The following is a 26677-nucleotide window of genomic DNA, read 5'->3' as shown; positions in this document are numbered from 1 at the left end:
CTCCTCTCTAATACACTTCAATGTTTCGCTAAATAGACTACTTTAGGAATTCTTAGCTCTTTTGTTTTAATTCTTTTATCCAGTTTATCACCTCCTTTTCTTGCACATTAAGCTTCCCAAACATCATTTCTTTAACATAGTCAGCCGTTTTAAAAGACCTTTGAGCTTCTTTTAAAGAAGGAATCAAAAAAATTTCAGGATATCGTGACTCTACAGCATACATATTAAGATTTTCTACCTCCAATTCTTTAATAGAAGGATCTTTCCTGGAACAAAGTTCTTTAAGTAAGGAAAGATTATGTGTCCTTCCAAATTTTACCTTATGCAATACTAAAAAGGCTTTGAAAATTTTTTCAACAAATTGCTGTGAATGAAAACATACAGCACTAGTAATTATTTCATCCTCAGGCAGAGAAATTAAGTATTTTGCTGTAATGTAATCTTCGTAAGCTTTTATTATCCATTCTTTTACTTCTTCATTCACAATACAATCCCTTCCTGCAACGCTGTCTTAGTAACAGAATGAAAGTAAGTTTTTAATTTTTCAACTTCTTTTCTACTTCTTATAAGGAGATCACAAGGTATCAATCGTTTGGCTAATTTTTTTGATATTTTGGAAAAAAGATTAAGTTTTTCTTCTCTCGTAAGATCTTCTTTTATTACTATTAGAAGATCCCAATCACTATTTTCATCAAAATTTCCTCTTGCCCGTGATCCGAATAAAATGATTCTTTCAAGAGAATATCCCGATTCTTTCACGGTCTCTACAACAATATTTTTTATAATTTTCTCCATATTTGACTTACTATCCATTGCCCCTCGCCCACCAAATATGCAAGGTAGAAATATGTCCATGTCTTATATTCTTTTCCCTTGCACCTTCAGCACTCACTGCTTTTATAGGAAAGTCAGTTTCGATGAAGGTCTGCATGTGGTTTGTTCTCCTTATTAATTTGCTTTTTCATATTCTTAATGAAGGTTTCTACAGCTGTCTTTTCGTTATCTTTTAACCATGCAGGAAGATTTTCAAGTAAATTTTTACACCGGTTATAAGTAGCGTTAAGGTCAAGGTAAGGTTCTAATACTTGGAGGTCTAAGTGCCAATTTTCTCTAGCCACATAATCACCTTCACCCCAACTCCGGACTTCATTTAAAAAAGCCGTCAATAACACTACCAACCCCTTATCGGTTTCAATAACTTTCTCTACCCATTTTTTAACAACATCTTCTCCTTCCCAGTCTTGCCAGTAATGAAGAATCAAAGGAAGGTTCGGTTTATATAAGAGTTCTCCTTTTTGAACAGCCATCTTTATTTTCTCCAGAGCGATTTTTTCTAGTTCGGCTAAATGTTCTATGTTTATTAATTTTTCTTCGGATGGACTTGGTTTTTTGGTAGTATATTTGCCATGCTGTCGTCCTAATACAACTACTTTATCCACAATTGTTGAAACTGCCTTTCCTTGTAAGAAGGCTTTTTTGAGAACTTCAAATCTTTTTTGACTAGAGTTAAGTCTCTCAAGTAATTTAAACACAATCCACCCTATCCGCATATTGTTATCGATAGACATTGACATAACGAATTTTTCATCTTCAGCTAATAATAAATCATCTCCTATATCAAAAAGCACATCTAAAATGTTAGGAATGTGCTCTATAGGTATGTCATCTGCGTAATCCAACATTCTTTCTAGAAATACACTTACTTTTGAAGAACCATCTGGGCATTTTTTCTGAGATAAATCAAGTAATATTTTTATAAATCTTTCCTTCTCAGAAGCATGAGAAAGAAAAGTTTTCATCTCTAAATAGGAAATACTCCCAGACGGCACGCTCAATTGAAAATATGTAGGAAAAATATCTGGACTGCAAATTCTTAAATGCTTTCGCCATTCACTTTCCCAGTCAGATCCATAAGTAATGCCTTTTAAAACACTATCCAGTTTTGGAAAAAGTTTTTTGAGCATATCTTGAAGAAATTTTCCACATTTTTCAGGCGCTTGTTTAAGCCATCCCTCATGAAAAACTTTAAGTTCTTCTCTTTCTGATTCTATAAAGTCACTTAAACTTCCAGCAAACTTTTCAGGATTATTACGGATTAAAAAGTAAACATCAGGGCAAAAAATTCTGATACTCTCTATAGCAATAAAATCTACAGGATTAACTTCTCCTTTTACGCGGGGGTAAGTAAGCTTCAGAGCATTCAAAAGACGTTTTACATCTCGCATAGTGTTAATAAAATGGTCAATGCCTGCCCAATACATATTGCCCCAATAAGTTTGATCAAATAATTCTTCTGGTGTATCTTCTAAAATTAGATTTAACTGCTCAAAAAGAAATCTTCTTAAATAAATCTTTTCGAAAGCAGGTAATTCTAATGAGACTTGGACTATTTTCTCTAAATAATCTTCTCCTGAAATTCCTTTTTGAGCATCTGCTAAAGCGTTGGCTACTACTGTCTTATCAAATGCGAGCAAATAAATAGTATTCGGAAAGTTAGCTACTGCCTTAATAACTTTAAATAGGCTTCTAATTTCTTTTGTGGATAATCTATCAATATCATCTATTATAATCAAAAAGCGCTCATTAGCTTGCAGAAGTTCTTGAATAATTTTTTCTCTAATTTCATAAATGGACTTTTCGGATGCAGCGTGTTGTATAACCACTGAAAGAATTTTACCCCAAGGTTGTGGAACTAATTTATCAGCTAATTCTGACACTGGTTTAGCAAGCCCTTTTAAGGATCTTTTCCCTTCAAAACCAATTTTTATTTCCTCAAAAAATTGATGCAATAATGCCTCTTCACTAGAAAACCACCAAGGATTGAAATTAATGATTGTAAGTTTTTGTCCCTCAGATTTTTGTTTTAAATAATATTGTACAAAATTAAGGACAGTGGTTTTACCTGCTCCCCATGGTCCACAAACAGCAAAAATCAAACATTCAGGTATTTCTACTTTACAAATAGCATCTGCTAAGTGCTCCGCAAACTTTGCATACCCAAAAAAGTCATCCTGTGGATTCTTTAAAGGTTCATCTGTTAAAATTTGTTTTATTTTGGTAGTATCTTCACTTACTGTTATCATTGTGATTCTATATTCTCTCTCTCCAAAAATTCCCTTACTTTTAAAAAAATAGGGATACTTTGGAAACTTTTTAAAGATAAGAGGTGTCTATCTCCAGAAATAATATAATCGGCATTTCCTTCTATAGCACATTCTGGAAAAATATTATCAGTTGGGTCTTCTCTAATCACACTAATTTTAGTTTTTACATGAACCCAATGAGTATGTCTTCTTATATCAACCAAAATAGGAAATATTTCTTGAGCAGTTAAGCCAAATTTTTTGTGGCTTAATACTCTTATCAATTCTTTACTCATATCATCTGTAAAAAGCATAATATATTTTCTGCTCTTATATACTCATAAAGCTTTCTTGGTGCTCCTTTCCAAAAAAGAGCAGAAATAAGCACATTAGTATCCAGAACTAAGCGTTTCAAGCAATTCCTCTTATTTCATGAATGATTTTTTCAATGTCTTTTTCTGTTAAATGGCTAAATCCTTTTTCTTTAGCTAAAGTCTCGATATAAGAAAATATATCAGGTCCTTCTACAGGTAATAAAATTACTTCAAAGGTTTTTCCCTTTTCTTTAGCTATATCTTCTGGTAAAGAAAGATGCCCATCTTCTAAAACTTTTCCAATAAATCTTCTTATCATGAGTTTTCCTCCTTAAGTTAATTTTACCCCTTCACCGCCTTTTCCTTCCAGTCTCTCACAATATACCGCACAATGTCTATTTCTTCATCAGGCTTTAAATGCTTGGCAGGGTTTTGAATAAGGTAAAGTTCTGGTGAAGAAGCGGCATTTGTTATCACATAGAGCCAGTATTCATCGCCTAATCTTTGTGCCATTATCCATTCATTAGGGGTTAAGGCAATTGCTCCTTCTTTAGCCCTAGCTTTTACCTCAATATAGCGATAGTTTTCTTGCATATCTTTTGATCGAATATCATAGCCTAGATTTAAAGAAGATACATCTTCTGGCATTCTGCCTTGTGATTTTTCATAAGACATCGCTAAGTCCATACCAATTTTTTCAATCTCTTCATCTATTTTTAATTCATCTTTTATGACCGATTCAGGTATAACTCTTGCTACTCCCAAAATTTTTGGTGTTTCAGGTAAAAGATGAGTCTCAGCAGTGATTTCCTTTAGAAGTCTTTGTTTTTTACGCTCTAAATCTTCTTTCTTATGCAACTCCCTAGTGATAACGCCTTCTGGAATGTTTTCTCCTTTTGCCCGCCGAATTTCATATTCTGCTAATTTTTCTTCTGATTTAAGAATAAGGGCATCTAAAGAACGAATACCATATTTTTGTTTTATCTGAGCATCACGCTTACGACTTACAAGCAATTCTTGCCGATATGCCTCAAGTCCTGTTTCAATAATAAAGGCAATTACTTTATCTTCATCAAGCTCTATGTTTTCTATATTTTCTACAACCTCATTTGCTGGTCTTAAATCCCAAAGAATACCTGGATTAATTAGCTCCATTCTATTGTCTTTTGTTTGATAAACAGCAAAAAGTCTTTTGCCTACAGGTTGATTATTCCCATCTTTTATTCCTGCTTCTAAAAACCAGATAACACCATCTCTTTTTCCTTCAGGATCAAAAAATAAAGCTCCTTTTTCAGCATCTAAGGCAAATTCTTTAAATATTTTCTCAATAACTGCCTCTAGCAAGGGGTGTCCTAGAGCAATAAACTCTGCCTGTCCTTTAAATGCCTTTTCTTTATCAAAAGAAAGTTTATTATATTCCCTGTTTACTTCTCCAAAGCGAGTTTTAAATTCATAAGTTTGATTGCGAAGAGATAAAGGTACTTTAGAAATTCGCCAAAAACCATCTTGTCTTTTTTCCATCTTAATGTCTAAAATTTCTGCTGCTCTTTTAAAAAAAGCCTCCACATATTCAGGTACTAAGCGGTTTTCTTTGGCTTTACGTTGTTCTCCTAATACCCTAGTTAAGTCTATGTGACGTGTGGCTAGCGCTTCCATTGTCGCTTCTTTTATCTTTTTTATAGCCTCTTCATCAGGAATACGCTCAAAGTCATCAAGGATGTCATCTAAGGTGCGCTTATTAGAAATGGCTTCTAAAATTAAATCTTTAAGACTTTTACCTGGTAAAATATCGCCAATAACATCAAACACTCTGTCACTGCCTAAATGTTCTTTCATGCGATTTAACTTTTCAAAAAGGCGTTCTAAAATTGCTCCTTCACGGGTATTTACAGCAACCAAATTGTAAATGTGCACTTCATGCTGTTGACCATAACGGTGAATCCTTCCCATTCTCTGCTCAAGACGATTTGGATTCCAGGGGATATCGTAATTTACCATAAGCCAACAAAATTGTAGATTTATACCTTCACCTGCTGCTTCAGTTGCTACCATAATTTGAGCATGATGGCGAAATTCATTTTCTGCCCTTATCCTCTCATCTAAATTCATTCCACCATGAATAAATGCTACGCTGTAATGCCATTTTCGCAGTTTCTCTACCAAATATTCCAAGGTATCTCTAGATTCAGTGAAAATTAAAAGCTTAGTCTCAGTTCCTTTTAAGCCTTCTAAAAATATTACCTTTTTCAACTCATTTAATTTTGTTTCGCTCTCTTTCTTTTCTACTTCTTTAGCTAAAAGAATAAGCTCATCAATCTTGTTTATCTCCTCTTTAAGCTCTTCTAAGGTTTCAGCAGAGGTAAGTTTTTCTAAAAGTTCTTCTTCTTTTTGCCACCGTTCTTTTTCAGTAAGGTCTTCCAGATATTCTTCAGTATAGCTGATTCCTTCTTGAAGCAATTGTCCCTTTTCATACAATTCTTGCAGTCGTTTTTTCCTTCTTTCTAATGACTTACGCACTGCTCTAACACTAGAAGCTAAACGCCTTTGAAGAATTACCATTGCAAAGGCAACATTGCGTTTTTCTTGCTGTAAGGCTTTATTGTAATGTTTTTCTACATATTCTGTTACTGCTTTATAAAGCTGCCATTCATCATCACTAAGATAATACTTAATGGTTTCAACCTTCCGCGGAGGAAAAAGGGGCACACTATCAAAATTTTTTAAATCCTCTTTTAATCTGCGTAAGAAAAGGGGATTGTCTTTATTTTGAATAGATTCTGTTAACATACTAGTATCAGCAAAAAATCCAGGCTCTAGCAAGTCTAAAAAAAGCCTAAAGTTTTCAGGGTCTCCCCTATGAGGAGTGGCTGTTAGGAGTAAAAGGAAATTAGTTGTAGAAGAAAGTACTTCTCCTAATTTATACCGCCCTGTTTTACTTATTTTATCACCATACTTATAAGCAGACATCTTATGAGCTTCATCTACAATAACTAAGTCCCAGCGCACATCTTTAAGGGAAAATAAGACATCGTCTTGTTTAGCAAAATCAATAGAGGTAATTACCTGATTTCTCTCCTGCCAAATGTTTTGTCCCCAGGCAGCATTAATAGCACTACGATCAACAATAAAAAAGTTTTCTTGGAATTTCTCATGCATTTCTCGCAACCACTGGTCTTTTAAGTGACCTGGTGCAACAATAAGCACTCTTTCTACAAGCCCTCTGTACTTTAATTCCTTTAGTAACAAACCAGCCATAATGGTTTTGCCTGCTCCAGGGTCATCTGCTAAGAGAAAACGAATACGTGGATTTCGCAAAATGTAATGATAAACTGCCTCAATTTGATGTGGTAAAGGATCAACTTGAGAAACATTTACTGCATAAAGAGGGTCAAATTGAAAGGCATTACGCATGCGGTGGGCTTCAGTAAAAAGAAAAAAACCTATAGAATTTCCGCTAAATTGGATAGTCTGTTCTGGTAAAATTTTTATTTTTTCTAAGTCTGCTTGTGAAAGAATACATGGATAAAATGTGTTAGTTGAAATGCCCACTGCTTCTATTTTTGTTTTATCTACTCCAATAGATTTTATAGAAAGAACTTTAATTCTTTCCTGCCAGAAAGGTCCTTCAAGTATGCAGCCTTGAGTGATAGTTTTATTCATGTATATCCTCTGTTTGAGAAGTCCTTTTGCTACCTTAACATTCTAAAACATTTTATCGGAATTTAAAAATCTACTCAAGAACCGGCAGTGTAAAATAAAAAGTGTGTAATTTGCAAAAAGAAAAAATAGGGTATATCCTCCCAAGGGGAAATTATTGAAGAAAGGAGGATACACCCAGCTTTTTATCAAAGGAAAATATTTCCATCTTTTTACTGTAAGCACACAATAAACAGTTCACAAAATCAATATTGCTGGTTTTGAATAGATGAATAGCAGTTATAGTTACATTTTTGTCCTGTACCTTTATATTTTTATTACTTAAGAATTTTTCTAAAACTTCTATAACCTGTTCTTTTTCTATTTTATAGAGTTTTATAAGAACATAAATTACCTCTGCTAAAACGGATTGGAGGATGTAGGCTATTTTCTCACCAGAAAAAACAGCTTCAAAAAAGTTGTTTGCAAGAGAATAAAGCTCTTCGTTATCTTTTAGCAGGTATCTCAGAATTATATTAGCATCTATTGCTATTGTATTTTTCTTTGATTGCATTGACAAAAGTTTCCTTTTCCATTTCCATTATTTCTTCTATGGGCTTGCCCTTTATGGCATATTTGTGGAAAATACCTCCAAGTTTTCTATATGGCTCTATAATTACTTTACCTTCTTCCATTTTTATCTTTACAATATTAGTTTTAAGCTTTTTCCTAAATTTAGCTGGTATAGTTATTTAACCTTTTTTTGTAATCTTTATTGTAAACATGTCTTACCTCTTTAAAATGCTTACTCTTTTCAAAAAGTTTTAATATCATCTTCCTGGCACCAAATTCATTTTTCCCACTGCTTCAGTCACATCCTCTGGCCAGATGAAAATCCGATTATAAGGCAAAACTTTATAGTAATCATGTGGTTCAAAGATTTCTCTTGTGGTCATATCAACACAAAATCGTGTAATCCAGCCATATCTTTCTCTTGAAGAAAGCCTTTTACCCTTTGCTAATTTTCTTGTCACTTCATAAAGCCTCACGCACATCCGAAACTCATATCCTGTAAGCATCATCGGATCTGCCCATGCACCTTTTTTATTTTCATATGCCTTTTTTGCAGCCTCCCAGAACAGCACCAGATCCTCATATCTTGGCAAACTTGGATAAATGAGAAAAGGAGCTGCCCATCCAGATTCAACCATAAGCAGATTAAATGTAGCCCGCTCTTTCCTTGACATTTTGGCTCGCTCCTTACTGTTATAATAGGGAGCTATATATGCCAGGAGTCGACCATATTTGTCAAAATGCTTGTCAGCAGCCCATAAAAATACCTTTCTCTTTTTGCCACTGGACAAAGTTAATTTTTCTTTAAGGAGCTGCCTAAATTTTTCTGTAGCCTTTCTGCCCTGCTCTTCCTGCAAACTGCCTGCCTTTCCTGTGGCAAGTTTTGGGTGGATATATCTTGCCAAACCATCATTTATTGGTGCTTTTCCCTGCCTGATCCATTCAGCAAGCTGAGCCAGTTTTCCATTATATCTTGATGGTTTCTGATTGCCTGGATAATGCACCTCTGGTGTATCAATGCTTAACATACGGATGGAGGTGGAAATATAAGGTGTGTCACCATCTGTGCACCTTAGGCATTTCTTTTTGCCTAAGGCATCAAGTTCAAAACCTTTAGGATCCCAAAATATTTTTACTTGAGACATTTTGAAATCATATAACATAGTTAGATTTTCTATGTCAATGAAATGGCAAGAAAATTTATCTATGAAAAAGTTGTGCAACCCTTTTTTATATCAAAATCAAAAATTTTTGGACCATTCATTTATCCGTGCCACTTGCACACATTAACTATTTGATAGCGGTCCCCTAATCACACTAAGAGCCCTTAAAGGCTAAAAATCAAAGAGAGCAACCGGGTTAAAGTTAGAATAAAAAGTTTGAACATAAGCGAATGTTATCTCAAAAATTTGGGAGCACAATGGGAGCAGATAAATGTTTCCAGAGGGGTATTTTAAAGTATATTCAGGTATATTGTAGTAGTCTATTAAGTTAGCAATTTTGCCCATAAATGCTTAAAAAGGAGATATAGCCTTGCCTACTGCCTCCCGTGCGGGTTCGATTCCCGCCCCAGGCACCATCTCCCTTGCATTTCATGGAGATTTTTAATAAAATCTGTTTACTTTGGATAGATTAAAAGCAGAATTTGAAAAACTTTTAGGATTACAGGATATTCAAATAAAGGAAAAGTCTATCTCAATGTTTTTGCCTTATAAAAAAGAACTTACAAACCCACATGGAATTGTGCATGGTGGGGCTATTGCCTCATTGGCAGATACAGCTATGGCAGTAATTATTACGATAAATTATGGCCTTTGTTATACAAAGTCGTTTGAAATAGAATTTTATACTCCAGCAAAAGAAAATATATATGTTGATGCCTGCATTATTAAGAAAAAAATGAATTTTTGTATAGCTAAAGCAGAAGTAAAAGGGACAAAAAACCAACTAATAGCAAAAGCCATAGGGAAATATTATTTAGCAGAAAAATAATGAGGGCAAATTATTAATGAAGGCTAAATTTCTGTTTTATAAGACGATTAAATCGTGGTCGGTATATGATTTCAAAAGCTTCTTCTTTTCCAGGAAAGAGACGACATGCCTGCTGTTTTACATTTTCTACAATATCCAAAGCCTCTTCTAACGTCAGTTCAGTCTGAGCAATCACATTAAGGGAAAACTGAACTAATAATCTTAAATATCTAAGTTTGCGATCTTCTTGCTCAATTTCCTCTTTAGTAGGATTTTTTTGCTCTGCCATTTATTGTGTAATATAATCAAAAAATTGAATTAATTTATCACCTTTTTGACGTAAAAATTCTTCCATTTCAGGTTCATTAAAAGCCTTTATAACATCTGGTTTTTCAGGATCAATAAGACCAAACATAATTTTTTTTATCTTTCCTAATTCTATTGTTATTCCAATACTTACATTTTTACCTTTAAAATCAGTCACAAATTCAAATTCATCAAAATCTTCTGGTGGATCTGGAAGATATTCGCAAGAAATACCAAATTTTTCCAATTGTTCAGAATTTTTAATATTATCTAGATTAATATCCTTATCAATATATTTTTGAAATTGCTCCATAATTTTATTATAAATTTTTAATTGACAAAAAGCAAGTCTCATTGATATTTTTTTAGTAAAAAATAAAGGGGTAATTAATGAAAAAGCTGTTATTAGTGGTGTTAATTTTTTTCCCTCTCTTTTGTTTAGCAGAACAAAAAGATTTGTGGAAGATTTGTCAGTATTTAAAAACAAAAAGGTTTATTGATTTAACTCATACATTTCACCCTGGTATTCCGCATTGGCCAGGTTTCCCTGATGAAAAAATAGAGACTCTTTATTGGTATGAAAAAGGAGTAGGAAGTATGGGAAGTGGTTTTTTTACTAGAAGATACTGTCTTGTAGGGCAATGGGGTACTCATGTAGATGCTCCTGTCCATTTTTCTCCTGGAAAAAGAACATTGGATGAGATTAGTGTCAAGGAAATGATCATGCCTCTAGTGGTAATTGATGTACATGAAAAGGTAAAGAAAAATCCAGATTATATAATTAGTCTCAGAGATATAAAGGCATGGGAGAAAAAATATGGTATGATTCCAGAAGGGGCATTTGTAGCAATGAGAACAGATTGGTCAAAAAGGTGGCCTGATATGAGGGCTATGAGAAATGAGGATGAAAATGGAATAGCTCATTATCCGGGTTGGAGTTTAGAAGTCTTAAAATATCTTTGTGAGAAAAGGAAAATTTGTGCTATTGGGCATGAAACCTTAGATACTGACCCAGGAATTAAAACATCTAAAGGCATTTATGAATGTGAAGCATATATTTTATCTAAAGATCACTATCAAGTTGAGCTTTTAACAAATCTAGATAAAGTACCTGAAAAGGGAGCTATAGTCATTGTAAGTTTTCCAAAACCAGAAAGAGGCTCTGGATTTCCTGCTCGTGTATTTGCTATTTTACCTTGATTGCAATTAGATTATGTCAATTCAAAAATTAGCAGAAAAAATTTTAAAGTTTAAAGAAGCAAAAATAAAAGAAAGAATAAAAAAGAAAGCAGAATATAGAAAGAAATTTGATAAAATTAAGAAAAAAGAAAAAGAAATTGAAGAAATTGTCGATCAAATTGAAAAATTGTACGATAGATGGAAAGATAAAGTAAGGCGTTTCCCTAAAGATATTGCTGATTTATTTTCTCAGGGATTTCTCCCCAAAATAAAAGATATTAAAGCTGAAGATGTGGAAAAAGTTTTAAATCAATTAATTGAAAGGTATGAAGACAAAAGATATTCTCCTATTACGTTAGGTCTTCTTATTTCTCTTCTTTTTAACCGAACTGTTAATCAATATGTTAAAGAAGAAATTGAAAAAGGAAAGAAATTAGAAGAAATTAAACCTTTAAATGTCACTTTAGATGCAAAAAATTTAAAACATCCTCTTTCTTTACTTGGTTATGAAAATCAAGAAAAGTCTTGTTTAAGAGTTATGGGAGATGTAGGTTATTGGATTGGTTATTTTATGGAAGGAGGAAAGTTAATCATTAATGGTAAAGCTAAAGGTTTTAGCCTTTCCGCTTTTAGCCAAAGAAATAAAGGTGAAATTTGGTATCAAGGAAAAAGGATTTGGCCACGCTAATTTCATAAAAAAATTTGAGTAAAATTAAAATTTATTATACAATAGTTTAAATCAAAACTAAATTTACCATCTCTTTTAAACTTAGATTTTAACTTAAAATTATTTTTCTCAAGTTCATAAACCTCAACCTCTTCTGTTTCAGGATTTATAAGAACATAATATTTGACAGCTTCCTTAGCATAGATTTTGGGCTTTATATATCTATCTTTTTTTTCCGTAGCTTGAGAAATAATTTCAAATATAAGAGTTGGAGGTATATCTAAATAAGGTTTTTCAAATATTTTTTCTATTCTTTCTGAACAAACTACTAAATTATCTGGTTGAATCACTATATCTTCTGCTACTTTCCAATCCACAGGCAATAAAGCAACACATTTTGGACAATTTTCAAGCAGTAATTCTAATTGGGTAGCTATTTTATTACTAATTCGCTGATGCTTTGGTCTTGGCAGTGGTGTCATAGCATAAGGAATACCTTCAATAAGTTCCCATCTTCCTTCCCATTGTTTGTAATCTTCATAAGTATAATGTGGCAAAAGCTCTTTTTGTAAAATACCCATTTTTTACACTCCTTTTTTAAAATACCTTAGATAAAAAGAAAAGTCAAAAAGATTTTTAATATAAATACGCAAATTTCCTTGCGGTCTTGCCCAGGCAGCAAAACCAAGCATGGTATCAAGCAATTTCTTGCTCGGTTTGTCTCTACTTTTTACAGTAGTCTATAAATTGTCCGATTTGAACCCCTAAATATACACACTTATTTCCTTTAATACATTCTGCTGCATCATTTTCTTCAAGATGTGTTCTTATCTCTTTATCATCTTTTTTTATATGAAGTATCCAAGCATTTTTTTCTTGATCAAAATCAAGATCTATAGAGCAGCCATATTGATTAAGTTCTGGATAAATTTCTAAAATTTTTTCCGCTAAAATTTCTTTTGTGTAATTCACAATATCCTCCTTTTAAAATTATTTTTTAAAAATCCCTTTAGAATAGCACCTCTGCTTATTCTTGGGAAAGCCAAAGGTCACAATTGACACATTGACCTTTTACTACAATACCTGTTAAACTCTCAATTGTCAATAATAAAGGGTTTTAAATAGACTTGACTTGTAGAAAATGATAGTATATTTGGTGAAATTAATATGGATTTAGAAAGGGAGTTAGAAGAAAAAAGGGCTTTATTAAAAGAAAAGGGTATAGTACTTACTACTCCACGTCTCATTATCTTAGAATATCTTTTAGAGCATAGGATTCACCCTACAGCAGAAGAAATATATCAGGCTTTAAAAAAACGTTTTCCATCTTTATCTTTAGCTTCTATTTATAATACATTAAAGCTTTTTACTCAATTAGGTATTGTGGTAGAGTTTGCTATAGATAAAGATAAAGCTCGTTATGACATTAATACTAACCCGCATGCTCATTTTAAATGTTTACGCTGTGGTCAAATATATGATTTATTTAATATTCCTTTGCCTAATTATGAGGAATTAGAAGGACATAAAATATTAATGGCTCAGCTTTATTTCTATGGTATCTGCCAAAGATGTTTAAAAGAAAGATAATATTTTTCCTTTTTCTCTTTTTCCCTTTAACCATCAAAGCAGAAGTGCTTTACCCTTTAGCTAGTCTTGATGCCTATCCTTTGTCAAAAGGAAAATGGGAATTGCGTTTAGGTGTAAAATATCTTCATGACCGTTGGTTTCCTTTTGAAAGAAAAGATACTGATCGACGTGAATTGCAATTGCCTCAAATAGATTTAAATATAGGGATTGTTCATAATGTAGAAATACATCTTAGCTACTTTTATCTTTATCAGGATAGCAAAAATACTGGTAGTAAGTGGGGCTCTGGGGATTTAAATGTAGGAATAAAAATTAATTTATTAAGAGAAGATATTTATATACCTGCTTTTTCTTTGGATATAAGTACTAAATTGCCTAATGCAGATTATGAAAAACGTTTAGGTACTGATGAAACAGATTTTTTTGCAAAGATTTTATTAACAAAAAAATTGAGTGAATGTAAGATTTTTTTTAATATAGGAATTGGTATCCTTGGAAATCCAAAAATGTATAATGCTCAAGATGATATAATGGTTTATGGTTTTGGAATAAGTTATAAAATGCGACCTAGTTTAAAAGTGTTAGGAGAAATAAGTGGTTGGGCATTCAGTCATAAGCATAACAATTATACTGTATTAACATTGGGGGGACAGTATTTGTTAAATAGTTCATGGCGTATAGATGCTGGCTTACATTTTGGTCTTACTGAAGAAAGTGAAGATTGGGGCATAAGTACTGGTATTTCTTATCTTTGGCAATGGTAATGGGAAAAATAAAAGAAGTAGCAAAGATTATTCAATCTGCTCATTATGTTGTAGCCCTTACTGGCGCAGGTATCTCTGCTGAAAGTGGCATTCCTACTTTTAGAGGAAAACAGGGATTATGGCAAAAATATGATCCGCTGGAATATGCCCATATTGATGCCTTTTTAAAAAATCCTGCAAAAGTATGGCGCATGTTAAAAGAGCTTGAAAACATCATGTATAAAGTAAAACCTAACCCTGCCCATTTTGTGTTAGCAAAGATGGAAAAAGTAGGTTATTTGCATGCTATAATTACTCAAAATGTAGATAATCTCCATCAAATAGCTGGCAGTCAACATGTAATTGAGTTTCATGGCAATGCTATGCGGTTAAGATGTTTAAGTTGTGGAAAGGTTTATGACAAAGATACTATTTCTTTTGAAGAAGTCCCATATTGTTTTTGTGGTGGTTTGCTTAAACCAGATGTAGTCTTTTTTGGAGAAGCTATTCCTAAAGAAGCATTGATTAAGGCTCAAATGGTTATTGATGCCTGTGATGTGTTATTAGTTATTGGTACATCTGCTGAGGTAGCTCCAGCGAATTATCTTCCATTTGAAGCTAAGAATCATGGGGCAAAAATTATTGAAATAAACATTGAACCAACGCATTTAACATACCAGATCACAGATATATTTTTAAAAGGAAAAGCTGGAAGAATATTGCAAGAGTTGGCTATTGCTCTTGCTCTTTAAAATAAACTTGCTATTATAAGCCCCAATGAAGGCTATTTTAGTTTTAGAAGATGGAACTACATTTTATGGAAATTCTTTTACTGGAGAAGGTGAAGTAGTAGGAGAAGTAGTATTTAACACAGGAATGACTGGTTATCAAGAAATTCTTACTGATCCATCTTATAAAGGTCAAATCGTAACCATGACTTATCCTTTAATAGGCAATTATGGAATAAATGAAGAGGATATAGAATCAAATAGGATTCATGTGGAGGGATTTATTGTTAAAGAATATTGCCCATTTCCTAGTAACTGGCGGTCAAAAAAAACTTTGGCTGATTATTTAAAAGAAGCAGGTGTTTTAGGTATTGAGGGAATAGATACAAGGGCACTTACTAGACATATTCGTTTACAAGGAGCAATGAATGGTATTATTTCAACTAAAGATTTTGATATAGAGTCTTTATCAAATAAATTAAAAGCCTTTCCAGGTCTTATTGGTCGAGATTTAGCCACACCTGTTTCTTGTAAACATCCATTTTTATGGCAGGGAGGGAAAAAAGTTAAAGTAAAATATCTTTCTCCTTCTGTATGGCAAGACAGTAAAAGACCTTACAAAGTTGTAGCTATTGATTGTGGGATTAAATTCAATATATTGAGAGAGTTGGAAAAACGTGGATGTGAGATGTTAGTGGTACCAGCTAAAGTGACAGCTAAAGAGATCCTTGAAACAAAACCAGATGGAATCTTTCTTTCCAATGGACCTGGTGATCCAGCAGCAGTAGTGCATGTCATCAAACAAGTAAAAGAATTAATTGGTAAAAAACCTATTTTTGGTATCTGTCTTGGGCATCAAATCTTAGGGCTTGCTTTAGGTGGAAAGACATTTAAGCTTAAATTTGGTCATAGAGGCATTAATCATCCTGTTAAAAATTTGGCTACTGGAAGGGTAGAAATTACTTCTCAAAATCATGGTTTTTGTGTAGATATTGATTCCCTAACAGGTAAGGGCATGGAAATTACACATATTAATTTAAATGATAATACCCTTGAAGGAATGCGCCATCGCTATCTTCCTCTTTTTTCTGTCCAATATCACCCTGAAGCCAGTCCAGGCCCACATGATGCAAGTTATCTTTTTGATGAATTTATTCAGATGATGAAATAATGCCAAAACGCACAGACATAAAAAAGATACTTATCATTGGCTCTGGCCCCATTATTATCAGTCAAGCTTGTGAATTTGATTATTCTGGCACACAGGCTTGTAAAGCTTTAAAAGGTGAAGGATATGAAGTCATTTTAGTAAACAGTAATCCAGCTACTATTATGACTGATCCAGAAATGTCAGATAGAACCTATATTGAACCCATCATACCTGAAGTAGTAGAAAAAATCATTGCTAAAGAACGACCTGATGCCATTTTGCCTACTTTAGGTGGACAAACAGCCTTAAATGTTGCAGTTGAAGTGGCTGAAGCAGGTGTATTGGAAAAATATGGTGTTGAAATGATTGGTGCCTCTGTAGAGGTAATTAAAAAGGCAGAAGATAGAGAACTATTTCGAGAAGCTATGAAAAGAATAGGTTTAAAGGTGCCAAAGAGTGGAATTGCTCGCAATATGGAAGAAGTAAGAAAAATTGCTCAAGAAATTGGTTTTCCTATTATTGTTAGACCAAGTTTTACTTTAGGTGGTACAGGAGGAGGTGTTGCTTACAATAAAGAAGATTTAGAAGTACTTGCAGAAGCAGGTCTTTCTGCCAGTATGATTCATGAAATTATGCTAGAAGAATCTGTTTTAGGTTGGAAAGAATATGAACTTGAGGTAATGAGGGATAAAAATGATAATGTTGTGATTGTTTGTAGTATTGAAAATTTTGACCCTATGGGAATACACACTGGTGATAGTATTACTGTAGCTCCAGCTCAAACCCTTACTGATAAAGAATATCAAACTATGAGAGATGCAGCTATTGCAATCATCCGTGAAATTGGAGTGGAAACAGGAGGAAGTAATATTCAGTTTGCTATAAATCCTAAAACTGGAGAGATGGTAGTCATTGAAATGAATCCAAGGGTTTCTAGAAGTTCTGCTCTAGCTTCAAAAGCAACAGGTTTTCCTATTGCTAAAATCGCAGCTAAATTAGCTATTGGCTATACATTGGATGAAATACCAAATGATATTACCAAAGAAACTTTGGCTTCTTTTGAGCCAACAATTGATTATTGTGTTGTTAAAATACCACGTTGGGCTTTCGAAAAGTTTCCAGGAGCTAAAGATGAATTAACTACTTCTATGCGTTCTGTAGGTGAAATTATGGCTATTGGTCGTACATTTAAGGAAGCACTACAAAAGGGATTACGCTCGTTAGAAATTGGACGTTATGGTCTTGGAGCAGATGGAAAGGATCCTTGGGATAAAGGGAAAAAACTTAGTAAGGAAGAGATCAAACAAAAACTTATTCATCCTAATTCACAGCGTATTTTTTATATTAAATACGCATTTCAAAATGGTTTTTCTGTTGAAGAAATCTATGAACTTACTTCTATTGACCCTTGGTTTTTAAATAATATTAAACAAATTGTAGAACTAGAAGAAGAACTAAAAACATATCGAGATAAATCACTTTCAAGTATACCTCAAGAAATTTTTTATAAGGCTAAGGCTTATGGATTTTCTGATAAACAGCTTGCCTATCTTTGGCAAATGGATGAAGAAAGTATACGGAAGGAGCGAGAAAAGCGAGGTTTATTTCCTGTTTATAAACTTGTGGATACATGTGCTGCTGAATTTGAGGCCTATACTCCTTATTATTATTCCACTTATGAAGAAGAAGATGAAGCAAGAGTTTCAGATAGAAAAAAAGTAATGATTTTAGGAGGCGGACCAAATCGGATTGGTCAGGGTATTGAGTTTGATTATTGTTGTGTTCATGCCTCCTTTGCACTAAAGGAAGAGGGTATAGAAAGTATTATGGTCAATAGTAATCCTGAAACAGTAAGTACAGATTATGATACATCTGATAGACTTTATTTTGAACCACTTACTGAAGAAGATGTTTTGCATATCATTCGAGAAGAAAAACCATGGGGTTTAATTGTCCAATTTGGAGGACAAACTCCACTTAATCTTTCTGTGCCTCTTTATAAAAAAGGTGCCCCAATCATTGGTACTACTCCAGATAGTATAGATAGGGCAGAAGATAGAGAAAGATTTAAAGAATTATTGCAAAAATTAGGATTGAAGCAACCACCTAATGGTACTGCTTCAACTCCTACAGAGGCAGTTAAAATCGCTAAAAAAATTGGATTTCCTGTATTAGTAAGACCTTCTTATGTATTAGGAGGACGTGCAATGGAAATTGTTTATGATGCTGAAGATCTACGTCAATTTGTGCAGATTGCAGTAGAAGCTGCTCCTGGACATCCTATTCTTATCGATAAATTTTTAGAAGATGCTATTGAAGTAGATGTAGATGCCGTAGCAGATGGAGAATTATGTATTGTTGCTGGTATTATGGAGCATATTGAGGAAGCAGGAGTACATTCTGGTGATAGTGCTTGTGTTCTTCCTCCTCATACATTGTCAAAAGAAATTATAGAAAAAATTAAAACACAAACAAAGGAGCTTGCAAGGGAATTAAATGTTATTGGGCTTATGAATGTTCAATATGCAGTAAAAGATAATGAAGTCTATGTACTAGAAGTGAATCCTAGGGCATCACGTACTGTACCATTTGTAAGTAAGGCTACAGGCATCCCTTGGGCAAAAATAGCTACTAAAATTATGTTAGGAAAAAAATTAAAGGAATTAGGTATAACTAGCGAGCTTGAAATAGAACATGTAGCTGTTAAAGAATCAGTTTTTCCTTTTGTACGTTTTCCAGGTGTTGATCCAATTTTAGGACCAGAAATGCGTTCTACAGGTGAAGTTATGGGAATTGCTGATAATTATGGATTGGCTTATGCAAAAGCTCAGATTGCTGCTGGACAAATTTTGCCAAAAACAGGTAAGGTATTAATTACTGTAGCTGATAAATATAAACCAGCAGTTACACCTATTGCTAAAAGATTGTATGATTTAAATTTTAAATTGGCTGCCACTGCTGGTACCGCTGCTTATTTAAAAAAAGAAGGACTGCCTGTAGAAACAGTTCGTAAGATTAGAGAAAAACGCCCACACGTAGTTGATCACATTAAAAATCATGAATATTGTCTTGTTATTAATGCTCGTTTTGGAAAAGAAGCTAGTGAAGATGCACCTTTGATTAGAAAAACAGCTCTTCTGTATGGAATTCCCTACACTACCACTCTCAGTGGAGCAAAGGCTATAGTAGATGGTATTGAAGCTTTGCTGAAAGGTGAATTTGAAGTAAAATGCCTACAGGAATATCATCATAAATTGTATCAATTTCGCCCAATGGGCGTTTTCGCCCATGAAATTCATTTAAAATATGCAAAAAAATAAATAATTTAAATTGGCACTAATTTTGCTTTGTTAATTAGCATCACCGCTTCACCTCTTCACCGTTTCAGTGGCCGCTTCAAGCGGCCTTCTTATTTTATATTTTAAAAAGTTGACAATAAAACAATGACGTGTTTTAATGCCTTGCTAGATTTTAAAGGAGGTAGTAGATGGCGATTATTGTGCTAACTGATGCTAATTTCAATGATGAGGTATTAAATTCTAATTTACCTGTTATTGTAGATTTTTGGGCACCTTGGTGTGCACCTTGTCGAATGATAGCTCCAATTATGGAAGAACTTGCTACTCAATATGAGAATAAAGTAAAGATATGTAAAATCAATGTAGATGAAAATCCTATAACTCCAGGTCGTTTTGAAATTAAAGCAATCCCTACAATTATTTTTTTTAAAAATGGAAAGGTATATGACCAAATTGTCGGTGTAGTACCTAAGAGCATGATTGAACAGATTATTGAAAAGATGCTTGCCTAATGAGATTTTCTTTAAAAAATACTGTTTTTTTTTGTGTTTATTATTTTTAGTTAATTGTGGTCAAATAAAAGAATATTTTTTCCCTCCCTCTTCTTTAGAAGGATTATCAGTAAAACAGCTTATACAGATGGGTTTAAATGCCTTTCAAAAAGGAAATTTTGATCGTGCTATAGAAATTTTTCAATATATTAAAGATGCCCATCCTTTTAGTTCTGAAGCTGTTATTGCTCGTCTAAAATTGGCTGATGCTTATTATTATAAGCATAATTTTGAAAATGCTATTTTGAGCTATCAAGATTTTATCAGCCTTCATCCTAAACATAAAAAGGTTCCTTATGCTATTTATCAGATTGGACTTTGTTATTATCACCAAATTCCTAGCATTGATCGTGATCAAACTGTTACAAAAAAAGCCCTTGAAACTTTTAAACAAGTAGTCAGAGAATACCCTGAAACACGATATGCTCAAAGAGCTACTATTAAAATTAAAGTATGTCGCGAAAAATTAGCATTACATGAATTTTATGTAGGCAGATTTTATTATCGTACAAAAAAATACAAATCAGCTTTATTACGTTTTAGATATATTTTGGACAATTATGCTGATTTACCTATCGCACGTAAAGCTCAATATTATTTAGAATTGTGCAAAAAAAAGTTAAAAAATGAAAAAAGTATCCAATTTTTTTAAACTTTTACAAAAATCTCTCAAAAAGTTTTGGTATGACCGATGCTTAGAACAAGCTGCTGCTCTTACTTATGCAACTATTTTATCTCTAGTACCCATTGTTACTATTTCTTTTTCTGTGGTAGGCAGATTTAAGCTTTCAGAAGTAGAAATCAGAGCATTTTTATTAAAATATTTTTTACCTGAATCAAATCTTATTGACATTATTGAAAATAATATAGAAAAATTTATTAAAAATACAGCTACCTTAAGTATTGTTAGTCTTATTGCTTTATTTTTAATCTCTATTGCTCTTTTAGGAATGGTAGAGAAAGCATTTAATCGTATTTGGCGGGTGGAAAAAGGACGTTCTTTATTTCATAAATTTATTACTTTTTGGACTATGCTTACTTTAACTCCAGTATTATTAGGAATATCTGTAGGAGTTGTTGGAAGATTAGAACATTTTTCTCTCTCTCCATTTCTTATCTCTTTAAGTTTAAGTTTTATAGCTTTATTTTTTCTTTATTGGTTATTTCCTGCTACTAAAGTAAGTTTAAAAGCTGCTTTATTTGGTAGTTTTATTGCTAGCCTATTTTTTGAAATAGCTAAATGGGCTTTTAAATATTATATTTCTTATTATGCTACTTTTGATAAAATATATGGAGCTTTATCTGTTATACCTGTATTTTTTGTTTGGCTTTTTTGGAGTTGGACAATTGTATTATTAGGAGCTGAAAGCAGTTTCATTTTTGATCATCCTTCTATTCCTTTAAAGACTAGTTATCATTATCATTTATTTTCTCCTGTTTTAGTATTATTAGAAATCCTTAAAAATTTCCAAGAAAAGAAAAAACGTCTTACTGCTCATGATCTTGCTCAAAGATTAAATTTACCAGTAGAAGTAGTAAATATTATTGTCAATGATTTTTTTAAAAAAGGTTGGATAGCATATACAGAAAATGGTTGTTGGCTTCCAAATTGCCCTTTAGAAGAGTTGCGGCTTATAGAAATCATAAATATTGACCAAGAGAACAAAATAAACAAAATATGGGAAACTATTAAAGAATGTTTGCAAAAAACATGGAAAAATATTACCTTAGGAGAATTAATAAGTGAAAAAAGGCAGAATAATGGCTTTAGACATAGGCACAAAAAGAATCGGAATAGCTCTAAGTGATGAAATGCAATTGATTGCTCAACCTTTTATTGTTATTGAAAGAAAAGAAGATAATTATGTTTTTAATACTATAAAAAAAATTGTTTCTGACTATCAAGTAAGTGAAATTGTAGTAGGTATACCTTTTTATTCTCATTATAAAATAGGAAAAATGGCAAAAATGATACTTGATTTTGTAAAAAAATTGAAAATGTTTATTAATGTTCCTATAATTTTTTGGGATGAAAGTTTAACAACCATTGAAGCAGAGAGGTTTTTGATTGAATCAGATATAAGCAGAAAACGGCGTAAAAAAGTGATAGATAAATTAGCAGCTGCTTTGATATTAGATAGCTTTTTAAAAGCAAGAGATGAAAAAAAATAGATATTTTTTATTATTTTGTTTCTTTTTATTAATTTTAACCAATTTTCTCTTTATTTTTTGGGATTATCTTACTTCACCATTAAATTGTAATGAGATTATCTTTATTAAGCCAGGATGGAGTTTTAAAAAAGTAGTAAATGAACTTAAACAACGAAAAATTTTGCACTGTCCTTTATTTTTTTGGACATGGGGTATAATTAAAGGAGTTACTACTAAAATAAAACCTGGAGAATACTTAATTAAACCTAATATTACTCCTCTTGAATTACTTGAAAATTTTGTAAATGGCAAATGTGTTATAAAATACAAAATAGTAACCCCTGAAGGAGCTACTATTAAACAAATAGCTAAAATACTTGCTAAAAAAGGTCTTATTGATGAAGATAAATTTTTGAAACTAGCTTATAATCCTAATTTTGTACAAAATCTTGGTATAAAAAGTGAAAGTATAGAAGGTTATTTATTCCCTACTACTTATTTTTTCGCAAAAGGGCTTTCAGAAAAAAAGATTATTGAAATAATGGTAAAAGAATTTAAGAAAATTTATAAAAAATATGATAAAAAAGCAAAGCAAAAAAATTTGTCTTGCCATGAAGTAGTTACTCTTGCTTCCATTGTGGAGAAGGAAACTTCTATATCTGAAGAAAAACCATTAATTGCTTCTGTATTTTTAAATAGATTACATTTAAATATGCCTCTTCAAGCAGATCCAACGGTTATTTATGCTTTACCTAAATTTAATGGTAAGTTAAAAAAAGAAGATTTAAAATACCCATCTCCTTATAATACCTATCTTATAAAAGGTTTACCTCCAACACCTATTTGTAGTCCTGGAGAAGAAGCTATTAAAGCAGTAATAAATGCTCCAAAAACATCTTATCTTTATTTTGTAGCTAAAGGAAATGGTAGACATCATTTTTCTCGCACATTAAAAGAACATATTATGGCTATAAATAAATATCGAAAAAATAATTAACGTCTTTGCAATTTTTCCATTGCTTCTAATTTTCTTTTACATTCAATACAATAAGAAGCAACAGGGCGAGCTTTAAGCCGCTCTTCTTCTATCTCTCGACCACACAACTCACAAATACCATAAGTACCATTTTCTATTTTTTTGAGTGCTTCATCTATTTTAGCAATAAGTTTTCTTTCCCTATCCCGAATGCGTAAAAGAAAATTTCTTTCTGTTTCAAGACTAGCTCGATCAGCTAAATCTGCAGGTACTTCCTCCCCTTCTGCACTTAAACTATCCATTGTTTGACGAGCATGTTGTAACAACTCCTCCCGCTGTTTTAATAGAAGTTGTTTAAAAAACTCCAATTTTTCTTTATCCATAACCTTTCCCACAAAAAGTTTTAGGGCTTTTACACTGTTTTTTTATTTTTGTCAATCAACATTTTGCCAATTTATTGAACCTAACAGGTTCAACGTTTTGGTCCTCAACAGTGTTTAAAGGAGGGTTTAGGAGATGGGGAAACTAAAAGACGTTTTGATTTCTTTTTATTCCATTTTGATTTTATCTTTTGCCATAAGGCTTGCCACCAAGACATAAACACTTTATATCTTAAAAACATAATTTTAGCAATATATTAAAATGGTAAATTATATATACGGATTTCAGCCAGTCTTAGAAATTTTAAAGCGCTGTCCAAAAAAAATTGATATAATATTTATAGCTGAAGGTTTAACTAACAGAAAGAAACAACAATTAATTTCTATAGCAAGAGATAAAGGGATAAATATAAAAATATATCCACGAATAAATTTAGATTATCTTTTAAAAAATATTACTCCAAAACCTGTTCATCAAGGAGTGGTAGCAAGATTAAAAACATTTTATTATGCTGAATTAGAAGAAATAATAACTACTAATTTTCTCCTTATTCTTGACCATATTCAAGATCCACAAAATCTTGGAAATATTATTCGCAGTGCTTGTGCCTTTGGTGTTAAAGGTATTATTTTACCTAAAGATCGGGCAGCTAATATTACACCTACAGTCATTAAAGTATCAGCAGGTACAGTATTTAAAATAAAAATTGTTCAGGTTACAAATTTAGCGCAAACTATAGATAAACTTAAATCTGCCGGTTTTTGGATTGCTGGCACTGTAGTTAAAGGAGGAAAACCTATTTGGGAATTAAAGACAGATTTACGTTTAGGACTTGTTATTGGTCATGAACATAAAGGTATAAGTCGACTTATCAGACAAAAATGTGATTTTCTTATTACTATCCCTATGATGAAAGATGTTAATTCTCTAAATGTTGCAACAGCAGCAGCTATTTGTCTTTATGAAATTTTTCGTAAACGTCATGAGTAAACTATGTTGTTTACTTATTAATCCCTGGATTTATGATTTTGCTGCTCATGACTATTGGGCAAAACCTTTAGGACTGCTTTATATAGCTAGTTGGTTAAGAAGAAATGGATGGAAAGTGTATTTTATTGATTGTTTAAATGTTCATCATCCAAAAATGATCTCTGAGCCTTATGTAAAACCTGCTAAAAGAAGATCTGATGGTACAGGTAAATTTTTTCGTCAAAATATTCCTAAACCTATTTTTCTAGCCCATATCCCTAGATATTATTATCGTTTTGGTTTAACACCACGTATTTTTTGGGAAGAATTAAACAAAATACCACAACCAGATATTATCCTTATTACATCAGGTATGACTTATTGGTATCCTGGTGTATTTTCTGTGATTAATATATGCAAAAAAAAGTGGCCTCAAGTACCTATAATTTTAGGTGGTATTTATGCTACTCTTTGTTATGAACATGCTATTAAATTTAGTGGAGCAGATTTTGTATTAAAGGGACCTGCTGAAATCAATTTACCCACTCTTTTAGAAGAAATTACTTCTTCCAAATTAGAATATGTTCCAAAATTAGGATATGATCCAGAATTACCTTATCCAGCTTTTGATTTACTTAATAGTATTGATTATGTTTGTCTTTTAACATCTAGGGGATGTCCTTTCAGCTGTCCTTATTGTGCTTCTTCTCTGCTTTTCCCCAATTTTTATCAACGTCCTCCTGAAGATGTATTTAAAGAAATAATTTTTTGGCATAAGCAATATGGAGTAAAAATATTTGCTTTTTATGATGATGCCTTATTAATAAATGCTGAAAAACATATAATTCCACTTTTTGAAATGATTATAAAGAGTAAAATAAATGTTGAATTTCATACCCCAAATGGTCTACATGCTCGATTTATCACTCCTAAAATAGCTAAATTAATGAAATTGGCTGGAGTAAAGACAATAAGATTAGGACTTGAAACAAGTAGCAAAAATCGATTAGATAAAAAAATAACTAAAGAAGAATTTATAAAAGCTGTTCGTTATCTTTATGAAGCTGATTTCTCTCCACAACAAATTGGTGCATATCTTTTAATCGGTTTACCGGGTCAAACCCGCACAGAAGTAGAAGAAAGTATTTTTTTTGTTAAAAATCTTGGTATTACTCCTAGGTTAGCAGAATATTCACCCATTCCTGGCACACCTCTTTGGAAAAAGGCTGTGACAGAAAGTCCTTATGATCTTGTAAATGAGCCCATTACGCACAATAACTCCCTCCTTCCCTGTGCTCATTTCACCTTATCTTGGGAGGATGTAAGAGATTTAAAAAGAAAAATCTGGCATGACTCTTGCTAATAAGCAAAAAATGTGCTACCTATAAATAAAAAGGAGGGAGTTATGAGAGCTGTAGCTAAAAAAGTGACAACTTTTGGTGAAAAAATTAATTTAAATCAATTACGACCTTTTAAAAATCATCCTGTAGAATGTCTTGTTCTTAATGAGAGAGAAGCAAAATTGTGTGCCGCTTTGAACATTAAGACTATTGGTCACTTAGCAGAAACACCTGTAAATAAAGCATTGACACTTCGTAATCTTTGGTATCGTTCAGTAGAAAGTTTAATGTCCAAATTGGCACAATTTGTGTCAAATTGGCACGATGTGGAGGCGGATTTCTTAAAAACTCCTTTTACAGAGATCTTACAGAAAATGGCACGTTTTGTTCCTGAAAAAGAAAGGGTTTTCTTTATCCGCCGTTATTTTTATGGAGAAACGCTGAGCGAAATTGGTAAAGATTATGGACTAACTCGTGAAGCAGTAAGACAAAAATTGTTAAAGGCAAAAAAGAGCTTACAGACACCTAATTGGGAAAAATTAGTTAATCAATATTTGGAAAAGCATATTATTCCATTGTTTAAAGATGAAAAAGGTAAAATATTAGCTAGGGAAGAAATAATTAAACGTTTGCAAACAGAGTTTGGAAATGCCTTACCAGTAGCATGTGCCACTTTTATTCTGTTTGAACAACTTTATTTTAGTGATAAGAATACTGAAATAGCCAAAATAGTTAGAATTGGACGGAAATTGCTGGAGAAAATGGTGAAAAGGGCATTTGATGCACAATATCGGCGTGCATGCCGGCAGGGAGAGATTGGCAAAAAGATTAGAATGTTAAGACGATTACATGGATGGACACAAGAACAATTGGCAAAAAAATTAAGTTGTGCACGTATTACTGTAAACATGTGGGAAAAAGGGAAATCTATCCCTAAAGGGAAAAATATAGAAAAACTCGCCCAGGTTTTTGGTGTGCCTAAGGAGGCTTTGGTAATGGGATAACATTGACAAAGCCTCTATTATAGGGCACTTTTAATGTATGTTTCCCTTTTTCTCAAGTTTACTATT

30 protein-coding genes are annotated in these 26677 nt (G+C 32.6%); 16 read left to right on the top strand and 14 right to left on the bottom strand.

Annotated elements, in window-relative coordinates; translation table 11 throughout:
- Positions 1-52: 52 nt before the first annotated feature.
- From LWW95_01270 to LWW95_01230, 9 genes are all read right to left on the bottom strand, one after another.
- Complete coding sequence (locus LWW95_01270; GenBank protein MDL1955673.1) at positions 53-484, bottom strand: HEPN domain-containing protein; 432 nt, start codon at positions 482-484, stop codon at positions 53-55.
- A complete protein-coding gene (locus LWW95_01265; protein ID MDL1955672.1) occupies positions 481-813 on the bottom strand; it encodes a nucleotidyltransferase domain-containing protein in 333 nt (110 codons plus the stop codon). The genes LWW95_01270 and LWW95_01265 overlap by 4 nt, the downstream gene beginning before the upstream one ends.
- A 95-nt stretch (positions 814-908) precedes the next feature.
- Positions 909-3083, bottom strand: a complete 2175-nt coding sequence (locus LWW95_01260; protein MDL1955671.1) for an AAA family ATPase — start codon at positions 3081-3083, stop codon at positions 909-911.
- Complete coding sequence (locus LWW95_01255; protein ID MDL1955670.1) at positions 3080-3397, bottom strand: putative toxin-antitoxin system toxin component, PIN family; 318 nt, start codon at positions 3395-3397, stop codon at positions 3080-3082. Before LWW95_01255 ends, LWW95_01260 begins: the two co-directional genes overlap by 4 nt.
- Positions 3398-3494: 97 nt before the next feature.
- Positions 3495-3716 carry a hypothetical protein gene (locus LWW95_01250; protein MDL1955669.1) on the bottom strand — a complete coding sequence of 74 codons (222 nt, stop codon included), beginning with the start codon at positions 3714-3716 and terminating at the stop codon, positions 3495-3497.
- A 23-nt stretch (positions 3717-3739) separates the two neighbouring features.
- On the bottom strand, positions 3740-7057 hold the full coding sequence (locus LWW95_01245) for a DUF3883 domain-containing protein (protein ID MDL1955668.1): 3318 nt from the start codon (positions 7055-7057) through the stop codon (positions 3740-3742).
- 151 nt (positions 7058-7208) lie between these two features.
- Complete coding sequence (locus tag LWW95_01240; protein ID MDL1955667.1) at positions 7209-7607, bottom strand: PIN domain-containing protein; 399 nt, start codon at positions 7605-7607, stop codon at positions 7209-7211.
- On the bottom strand, positions 7570-7728 hold the full coding sequence (locus tag LWW95_01235; GenBank protein MDL1955666.1) for a hypothetical protein: 159 nt from the start codon (positions 7726-7728) through the stop codon (positions 7570-7572). Before LWW95_01235 ends, LWW95_01240 begins: the two co-directional genes overlap by 38 nt.
- A gap of 135 nt (positions 7729-7863) precedes the next feature.
- The gene (locus tag LWW95_01230; GenBank protein MDL1955665.1) at positions 7864-8751 is read right to left on the bottom strand and encodes a thermonuclease family protein; all 888 of its coding nucleotides are present in this window, start codon (positions 8749-8751) and stop codon (positions 7864-7866) included.
- Between the two features lie 478 nt (positions 8752-9229).
- Between LWW95_01230 and LWW95_01225 the strand changes: the two genes are divergently transcribed.
- Positions 9230-9598, top strand: coding sequence for a PaaI family thioesterase (locus tag LWW95_01225; protein MDL1955664.1), 369 nt, complete (start codon positions 9230-9232; stop codon positions 9596-9598).
- Between the two features lie 13 nt (positions 9599-9611).
- On the opposite strand, the gene LWW95_01220 is transcribed toward LWW95_01225, so the two are convergent.
- Both LWW95_01220 and LWW95_01215 read right to left on the bottom strand, forming a co-directional pair.
- The gene (locus LWW95_01220) at positions 9612-9866 is read right to left on the bottom strand and encodes a hypothetical protein (GenBank protein ID MDL1955663.1); all 255 of its coding nucleotides are present in this window, start codon (positions 9864-9866) and stop codon (positions 9612-9614) included.
- Positions 9867-10196 (bottom strand): hypothetical protein, encoded by a 330-nt coding sequence (locus LWW95_01215; GenBank protein MDL1955662.1) that lies wholly within the window; start codon positions 10194-10196, stop codon positions 9867-9869.
- Positions 10197-10273: 77 nt separating this feature from the next.
- Between LWW95_01215 and LWW95_01210 the strand changes: the two genes are divergently transcribed.
- Complete coding sequence (locus tag LWW95_01210; protein MDL1955661.1) at positions 10274-11083, top strand: cyclase family protein; 810 nt, start codon at positions 10274-10276, stop codon at positions 11081-11083.
- 13 nt (positions 11084-11096) lie between these two features.
- Entirely contained in the window at positions 11097-11750 is a 654-nt protein-coding gene (locus LWW95_01205; protein MDL1955660.1) for a hypothetical protein, read from the top strand.
- Between the two features lie 2 nt (positions 11751-11752).
- On the opposite strand, the gene LWW95_01200 is transcribed toward LWW95_01205, so the two are convergent.
- Positions 11753-12310, bottom strand: a complete 558-nt coding sequence (locus tag LWW95_01200; protein ID MDL1955659.1) for a Uma2 family endonuclease — start codon at positions 12308-12310, stop codon at positions 11753-11755.
- Between the two features lie 142 nt (positions 12311-12452).
- The gene (locus LWW95_01195; GenBank protein MDL1955658.1) at positions 12453-12701 is read right to left on the bottom strand and encodes a hypothetical protein; all 249 of its coding nucleotides are present in this window, start codon (positions 12699-12701) and stop codon (positions 12453-12455) included.
- 195 nt (positions 12702-12896) lie between these two features.
- On the opposite strand from LWW95_01195, the gene LWW95_01190 reads away from it, so the two are divergent.
- The 10 genes from LWW95_01190 to mltG all read left to right on the top strand — a co-directional run bounded on the left by LWW95_01190 (position 12897) and on the right by mltG (position 22938).
- Complete coding sequence (locus LWW95_01190; protein MDL1955657.1) at positions 12897-13319, top strand: transcriptional repressor; 423 nt, start codon at positions 12897-12899, stop codon at positions 13317-13319.
- The gene (locus LWW95_01185; protein MDL1955656.1) at positions 13301-14083 is read left to right on the top strand and encodes a transporter; all 783 of its coding nucleotides are present in this window, start codon (positions 13301-13303) and stop codon (positions 14081-14083) included. Before LWW95_01190 ends, LWW95_01185 begins: the two co-directional genes overlap by 19 nt.
- A complete protein-coding gene (locus LWW95_01180) occupies positions 14083-14814 on the top strand; it encodes an NAD-dependent deacylase (protein MDL1955655.1) in 732 nt (243 codons plus the stop codon). The genes LWW95_01185 and LWW95_01180 overlap by 1 nt, the downstream gene beginning before the upstream one ends.
- A 25-nt stretch (positions 14815-14839) precedes the next feature.
- Positions 14840-15961: a glutamine-hydrolyzing carbamoyl-phosphate synthase small subunit gene (gene carA, locus LWW95_01175; protein MDL1955654.1), complete on the top strand. Its 1122-nt coding sequence runs from the start codon at positions 14840-14842 to the stop codon at positions 15959-15961.
- Positions 15961-19260, top strand: a complete 3300-nt coding sequence (gene carB, locus LWW95_01170) for a carbamoyl-phosphate synthase large subunit (protein ID MDL1955653.1) — start codon at positions 15961-15963, stop codon at positions 19258-19260. The genes carA and carB overlap by 1 nt, the downstream gene beginning before the upstream one ends.
- A gap of 167 nt (positions 19261-19427) precedes the next feature.
- The gene (gene trxA / locus LWW95_01165; protein MDL1955652.1) at positions 19428-19751 is read left to right on the top strand and encodes a thioredoxin; all 324 of its coding nucleotides are present in this window, start codon (positions 19428-19430) and stop codon (positions 19749-19751) included.
- Between the two features lie 31 nt (positions 19752-19782).
- Positions 19783-20442 (top strand): outer membrane protein assembly factor BamD, encoded by a 660-nt coding sequence (locus tag LWW95_01160; GenBank protein MDL1955651.1) that lies wholly within the window; start codon positions 19783-19785, stop codon positions 20440-20442.
- The gene (locus LWW95_01155) at positions 20417-21598 is read left to right on the top strand and encodes a YihY family inner membrane protein (GenBank protein MDL1955650.1); all 1182 of its coding nucleotides are present in this window, start codon (positions 20417-20419) and stop codon (positions 21596-21598) included. Before LWW95_01160 ends, LWW95_01155 begins: the two co-directional genes overlap by 26 nt.
- Entirely contained in the window at positions 21552-21962 is a 411-nt protein-coding gene (ruvX, locus tag LWW95_01150; protein MDL1955649.1) for a Holliday junction resolvase RuvX, read from the top strand. Before LWW95_01155 ends, ruvX begins: the two co-directional genes overlap by 47 nt.
- Positions 21949-22938 carry an endolytic transglycosylase MltG gene (gene mltG, locus LWW95_01145; GenBank protein ID MDL1955648.1) on the top strand — a complete coding sequence of 330 codons (990 nt, stop codon included), beginning with the start codon at positions 21949-21951 and terminating at the stop codon, positions 22936-22938. Before ruvX ends, mltG begins: the two co-directional genes overlap by 14 nt.
- Here mltG and dksA read toward each other — a convergent pair.
- A complete protein-coding gene (gene dksA / locus LWW95_01140; GenBank protein ID MDL1955647.1) occupies positions 22935-23300 on the bottom strand; it encodes an RNA polymerase-binding protein DksA in 366 nt (121 codons plus the stop codon). The two genes, mltG and dksA, sit on opposite strands and share 4 nt — an antisense overlap.
- A gap of 259 nt (positions 23301-23559) precedes the next feature.
- Here dksA and rlmB point away from each other — a divergent pair, with 259 nt between their 5' ends.
- The 3 genes from rlmB to LWW95_01125 are packed head-to-tail and all read left to right on the top strand — an operon-like array spanning position 23560 to position 26611.
- Entirely contained in the window at positions 23560-24288 is a 729-nt protein-coding gene (gene rlmB / locus LWW95_01135; GenBank protein ID MDL1955646.1) for a 23S rRNA (guanosine(2251)-2'-O)-methyltransferase RlmB, read from the top strand.
- Entirely contained in the window at positions 24281-25630 is a 1350-nt protein-coding gene (locus LWW95_01130; protein ID MDL1955645.1) for a B12-binding domain-containing radical SAM protein, read from the top strand. The genes rlmB and LWW95_01130 overlap by 8 nt, the downstream gene beginning before the upstream one ends.
- A 42-nt stretch (positions 25631-25672) precedes the next feature.
- Complete coding sequence (locus LWW95_01125; GenBank protein MDL1955644.1) at positions 25673-26611, top strand: helix-turn-helix domain-containing protein; 939 nt, start codon at positions 25673-25675, stop codon at positions 26609-26611.
- Positions 26612-26677 lie beyond the last annotated feature (66 nt).

It is taken from the genome of Candidatus Desulfofervidus auxilii, assembly GCA_030262725.1.
Classification (GTDB): Bacteria; Desulfobacterota; Desulfofervidia; order Desulfofervidales; family Desulfofervidaceae; genus JAJSZS01.
Note: the sequence above shows the minus strand (reverse complement) of the source record. Positions and strands in the feature narration are given on the sequence as shown.